5 protein-coding genes are annotated in these 5,600 nt (G+C 68.3%); 3 read left to right on the top strand and 2 right to left on the bottom strand.

Annotated elements, in window-relative coordinates:
- The coding region (locus AB2L28_RS20680) for a 3-hydroxyacyl-CoA dehydrogenase NAD-binding domain-containing protein (RefSeq protein WP_370720704.1) at positions 1-126 on the bottom strand (126 nt) is incomplete at its 3' end.
- 612 nt (positions 127-738) lie between these two features.
- Between AB2L28_RS20680 and AB2L28_RS20685 the strand changes: the two genes are divergently transcribed.
- From AB2L28_RS20685 to AB2L28_RS20695, 3 genes are read left to right on the top strand one after another with little or no spacing between them, the layout of a single operon-like run.
- Positions 739-2,007 carry a glycosyltransferase gene (locus tag AB2L28_RS20685; protein ID WP_370720891.1) on the top strand — a complete coding sequence of 423 codons (1,269 nt, stop codon included), beginning with the start codon at positions 739-741 and terminating at the stop codon, positions 2,005-2,007.
- On the top strand, positions 1,988-3,559 hold the full coding sequence (locus AB2L28_RS20690; protein WP_370720892.1) for a right-handed parallel beta-helix repeat-containing protein: 1,572 nt from the start codon (positions 1,988-1,990) through the stop codon (positions 3,557-3,559). The genes AB2L28_RS20685 and AB2L28_RS20690 overlap by 20 nt, the downstream gene beginning before the upstream one ends.
- The gene (locus AB2L28_RS20695; RefSeq protein ID WP_370720893.1) at positions 3,466-4,611 is read left to right on the top strand and encodes a right-handed parallel beta-helix repeat-containing protein; all 1,146 of its coding nucleotides are present in this window, start codon (positions 3,466-3,468) and stop codon (positions 4,609-4,611) included. Before AB2L28_RS20690 ends, AB2L28_RS20695 begins: the two co-directional genes overlap by 94 nt.
- Before the next feature lie 140 nt (positions 4,612-4,751).
- Here AB2L28_RS20695 and AB2L28_RS20700 read toward each other — a convergent pair whose 3' ends face one another.
- Positions 4,752-4,967 (bottom strand): hypothetical protein, encoded by a 216-nt coding sequence (locus AB2L28_RS20700; RefSeq protein ID WP_370720894.1) that lies wholly within the window; start codon positions 4,965-4,967, stop codon positions 4,752-4,754.
- Positions 4,968-5,600: the final 633 nt, after the last annotated feature.

Raw genomic sequence — 5,600 nt, forward strand, 5'->3', positions numbered from 1 at the left:
CGCCGCCTGCAACGCGGCCACCTTCTCCGGATCGACGTCGATGCCGATGACCTCATGACCCAGCTCAGCCATGCACGCCGCATGGACGGCTCCGAGGTACCCACACCCGATGACAGTCATCCGCATGGTCGTCGAGGTTAGTGACGTCGCGGAGCTGAGACGAACCCGAGTGCGTGCTCCGCCGTGGTGCGCGCGGAGGTCCGCGACGTCGACGTCTTCAGCGCGACGAGTGTCGATCGACGTCCGGTGACGGGGGGCGGCGCTGAGCGCACCCCGTGCGCGGGGACCGCGTGCCGACCCCGGTTGGCCTGGAGGGTCCAGCGGGTGCCGTTTCGTCACCGTATCGTTATCTCGAGGCTGTCAGCTCACGAAGGGGGAGGGAGGGGCGGCTTCGGGTCCCCGTGGGCTGTTTTGTGCCGTGATTCATCGCAGAATTACACGCACAGTCACGAGCGCGCACTCAATGCAAGAAATTGTGCAGGGTCGTCACGCGTTGTGTCCCCGAGGGCCGCTGTTTTATGGTCGTGGTGCCGGTACGGGAAGTACCCGCACCGGGCGTCTTCTCAACGCGTCCCGACGTTCGTCCCGCGTCTGGGGTTCGGCGGATCGTCTCCCCGACCCCGTAGAACACCACGTCCGCTCGCTGACCGATCGCTGCACGCATCGCGGAACCCCGGGTGCTGCCCACCTCGTGGGTACCAGGTCCGGTGAGATCTCCGAACGCTCCGAGGGGGAAGCTTGTCGCTGGCTCTGTTCTCAGGACAGAACCACTGGATCCCGCTGGGGATCATCGGTGTTCTGTCCTGGTCGGTCTGGTTCGTGCGTCGGTGGATGTCCCACCACCGGTACCGGCCGGTGGTCAACGGGTACCGCACGACCACGTCGGTCGTCGTCCCCGTCTACCGCGAGGACGCCCGTGTCCTCGAACGGTGCTTGCGGACCTGGTTGCGCGATTCACCCACCGAGGTGATCCTCGTCGTCGACGACCGTGACACCGAGGTGCTGGAGCACCTCGCACGCCTCGACCTCCCGCGCGTCCGGGTGATCCCGTTCCGTCACAGCGGCAAGCGCGGTGCGCTGGGTGTCGGCATCCGGGCCGCGACGAGTGAGGTCCTCGTCTTCGCCGATTCCGACACCGAGTGGCGCCCCGGCCTGCTGGACGCCGTGCAGATGCCGTTCGTCGATCCTCGGGTCGGTGGTGTCGGCACCCGTCAGCACGTCCACCTGCCCGGTAGTGATCTCTGCCGACGCGTGGCCTACTGGCTGCTGAACACCCGGTACCTCGACTACGTCCCCGCCGCTTCGATCCGCGGCGGGGTCCCGTGCCTGTCCGGTCGCACCGCCGCCTACCGGCGCTCCGCGGTCGTACCCGTGGTGGGGGCGCTGGAGGAGGAGATGTTCCTCGGTCGGCGCTGCGTCGCAGGTGACGACGGGCGACTCACGTGGCTAGTTCTCGCATCTGGTTTCCGCACCGTCCACCAGGACACCGCCGAGGCCGACTCGATGTTCCCCGACGACTGGAAGGCGTTCGTCCGCCAGCGCGTCCGCTGGAGCCGGAACTCCTACCGGTGCTACCTGACGGCCATCGTCCAGGGGTGGCTGTGGCGGACCCCGTTCATCACGCAGGTCACCGTCATGCAGATCCTGCTCACCCCGTTCACCATGGGCGCCGCCGTCTTCTACGGCTTCCAGTGGGCGCTGGGCGGAGGCGTGCTGGCCGCCGTGGTGATGCTCACCTGGGGAGTGCTGGGCCGCGCACTGCGCGCCTTCTCGCACTTGCGGGAGAACCCGCGGGACCTCGCGATCGCTCCGCTGATGGCGCTCGTCATCGCCGTCATCGCGTTGCCGATCAAGGTGCTGGCCTTCGTCACCATGAACAAGCAGGGATGGCTCACCCGCACGGACGACGGGCGCGTGGCCGGTCAGGCGGAGATCGTCGTCCCCGCGCCCCGGACCGTTGACCTCGTCGCCCTCGAGAAGGAAGCCGGTGCTCGTCGTGTCGAGTAGGAGGGCCGTACGCGCCCACGTGAGTCGGCGCCGACTGTTCGCCGGGATCGCCGCCACCGGTGTGGTGCCCGCGGCCCTCATCGTTCTGGCGCTCACCTTCACGGGCTCCCCGCAGGCCCCCAAGCCCGAGAACTACTCGCCCATCCCGCTCCCCAAGACCGTCGGTGCGGCAGAGCTGCGTGAGCGGGAACTCGATTGGAGCCTCGACGTCAAGCGGTCCGTCGCGGATCTGACCACGCCACAAGTGCTCGTCGGACCCGCCGGGACGTTGCCGACGGTCGCCCTGACGCCCCGACCCGAGCCGTACACCCTCACCGAGCTCGGTGACCGCTTCCCGAGCGTCGTTCGCCGCGGCGGCGGAACCACCACGCTGGCCGCGGGGGTCTTCGTCCCCGCCGGAGCGACGCTGGACGTCGCCGGCGAGCGGCAGTCCGAAGTCCGTCTGAGCAGCGATGATCGCGGTTTCGCCTCGATCATCAGCCGCGGCGGTACCGTTCGTCTGAACGGGACGGACGATCAGCCCTTGCGCCTCCTCTCCTGGAACGAGGCCGCCGGCGCCCCCGACGCCAACCTCGACGACGGCCGGTCCTTCGTCCTCACCATCGGGGGCCGGATGGACCTCTCCGGGGTCACCACTGAGCGCCTCGGCTTCGGTACCGGCACCACCTCGGGGGTCGCCTGGCGCGGTAAGCCGGTCAGTTCGCAGAACGCTGAAGTGGTACCGGCTCAAGGGTCCGTGACCGACTCCGTCTTCCGGGAGAACTGGTTCGGGGCCTACACGTTCGAAGCGGTTGGCATGAACTGGACAGGCAACGAGTTCGTGGACAACTCCGCGTACGGCTTCGACCCGCACGACGCCAGCAACGACTTCATCGTCGAAGAGAACGTGGCGCACGGCAATGGCCGGCACGGATTCATCTTCTCGCGGGGCTGTCTGCGTAACGTGCTGCGCGGCAACACCTCCTACGGCAATGCCGGCCACGGGTTCATGATCGACGACGGCCGGTCGGTAGCGACCGCCAATGCCGAGGCCAGCGTGCTCACCTCCGACTACAACGTGATCGAGGACAACGTCGCCTACGGCAACGACGGGGCCGGGGTCCTCATCGAAGGAGGCGTGGGCAACCTGGTCTCGGGAAACACTCTCCAGGACAACTACGTCGGTATTCGTGTGAAGGACGGGGCTCAGGCCAGGATCGAGGACAACGTGGTCTTGGACAACCTGCTCTACGGTGTCCACGTCCTCGACAGTGCACGTGACGTCGCCATCGTCGGCAACGAGTTCGACGGCAGCTGGGGGTCGATCGGTCTGGGGCGGCAGGACGTCGCCCAGGTGTCGGCCAACGCGTACGGCCAGTACAGCGTGCCGCTGACGGTGTCCGGGTACTCGCGTGAACTCAACATGTCCCCTCTGCAGAAGGTGCAGTTGACCCTGCGCTGGAACCCTGTGCTGCTGTTGTGGGCTGTCGTGCTGGGTATCCCACTGGTGCTGCTGCTGGTGAAGGCGCCCGCACACACCGCGGGCTGGGTTCGCCGGAGGGCACACCGGTGATGCGCCGCGGATTCCGAGGTCTGACGACCTTGGTCATGGCCACCCTCGTGGTGGCCGGCTGCTCGTCGCGGGAGGCAACGCCCCCGATCCCGACCGCCGACGACGCCGATGGCTACCAGGTGCGCTGGCCCGCTGGTCTGCAACCTCCCGGCGAGGCCTTGGACTGCCCGGACGGAGGGGAGCAGGTCGCCACGGCAGAGGAACTTCAGGACGGTCTGGAGACCGCCCTGCCGGGCGACGTGATCCAGCTTGCCGACGGTGAGTACGAGGGGCAGTTCCGCATCACGAAAGCCGGAACCCGTGACGAACCGATCTGGTTGTGCGGATCCCGGGATGCGGTGCTGCACGGTCAAGACGTCGAGCAGGGGACGGTCCTGCGGTTGGTGGGCGGTTCGCACTGGAACCTCGTCGGGTTCACCGTCCGCACCGCCAAGAAGGGGTTGATGGTCGAAGGTAGCAACGAGTCGCTCATCCAGGGCCTGTCGGTCCACGACATCGGGGACGAGGCGATCCACCTCAAGGGCGCAAGTTCCGGGAACGTCGTCCGGGACAACGACATCAGTGACACCGGGAACCGCAGGGAGCAGTTCGGTGAGGGTGTCTACGTGGGTAGTGCCGAGAGCAACTGGTGCGAGGAGACCGCTTGCGAGCCCGATCGCAGCGATCGCAACATCGTCATGGACAACGTCATCAGCGGTACCACCTCCGAGGCGGTCGACGTCAAGGAAGGAACCTCCGGGGGGGTCGTCGTCGGCAACGTCTTCGACGGTGATTCCCTCACCGGCGACGCCGACTCCTGGGTCGACGTCAAGGGCAACCGCTGGCTCGTCCAGGACAACCGGGGGAACGCATCACCGCGGACCGGGTTCGAGGTCCAGTCAGTCGTCGACGGCTGGGGCGACGGCAACGTGCTCGCCGGCAACTCCGGCGACGTCAACGGTGCGGACCTGGGGATCGACGTTCGCGGCGGCGAAGGCAACGTCGTGACGTGCGACAACGACTTCGAGGGCACCGATGAGGCGAAGTTCAACGTCGAGTGCGTGAGCACCTGAGCGATCTCAGGTCGGTGCCGGGCGCGTTCGTCCGGAGAACGGGACATGGGCCGGGCCGGACCTGCCGGTGGCCGTGTCGCCCGCCCGCACGGTGTTGCCCGTCCCTCCGGTGCCGATCCGCACTCCGTGGCCGAAGGCGTTCACCGCGGCAGTGCTGCGCTGAAGACGGTGTCGTCGCCCCAGCTCGCGATGGCGTGGGTCTGGAAGCCGTCGACGAGCCGTGCGCCACCCTCGTTCTCGTGGTCGTGGCTCACCAGGTAGCCGCTGCCCTCCACGTCCACCCGGCAATCGGCGTGGTTGGCGCCGCAGAAGGGGGCACCGTCAGGGGTGTTCGCCGTGATGCGCCCGCTGCTCACGGTCCGAGCGGTCCGGGGAACCCCCGGTTCACGACTGCTCGGAGTTCCAGTCGGACTGCACCATCCCGATGTGCACACCTCACCGACAGCCGGTCGGCCCCGTGGAGGTCACTGCCGGAGAGGACGTTGTCGGTGGTGCGAACGGCAGCGGATGCGGTGCCGGACCGCGTCGGCGTGAACCGCCCACGGTAGGTGACCGGGGCCAGCCGGATCGTCGTCCCCGGGGTCGCCGATGCCAACGCCGCCTTCAACGTCCCGGCGGTGGGAACGTCGGGGAACCGCTCACCGGTGGTCGTCATCCGGCCCGCATCCACCACTCTGGTGCTCCGGGCGGTGTCGGGCCAGGTAGCGACCACGGTGAGTGTGCTCGGTGACGCGGAGAGGGTCGAGGCAGGCAGCGGGGCTGCGACCGCCGGTGGCCCGGCGAGCTGCCGCGGCGAGAGGTGGTGGACACCGCGTGGGGCTCGGGTCGATCGGCTCGCAGCTTCAGCGCCACCGGGGCGCAGGGGTCAGGCGCGGGGGCGGCCCAGGGCCCGGTAGGTCCAGCCCGCCGCGCGCCACCGTCCCGGGTCCAGCGCGTTGCGCCCGTCCAAGATCCGCTTCTCCTTCACCAACCCCGAGATCGTGGCCGGC

This window comes from Kineococcus mangrovi, from assembly GCF_041320705.1.
Taxonomy (GTDB): domain Bacteria; phylum Actinomycetota; class Actinomycetes; order Actinomycetales; family Kineococcaceae; genus Kineococcus; species Kineococcus mangrovi.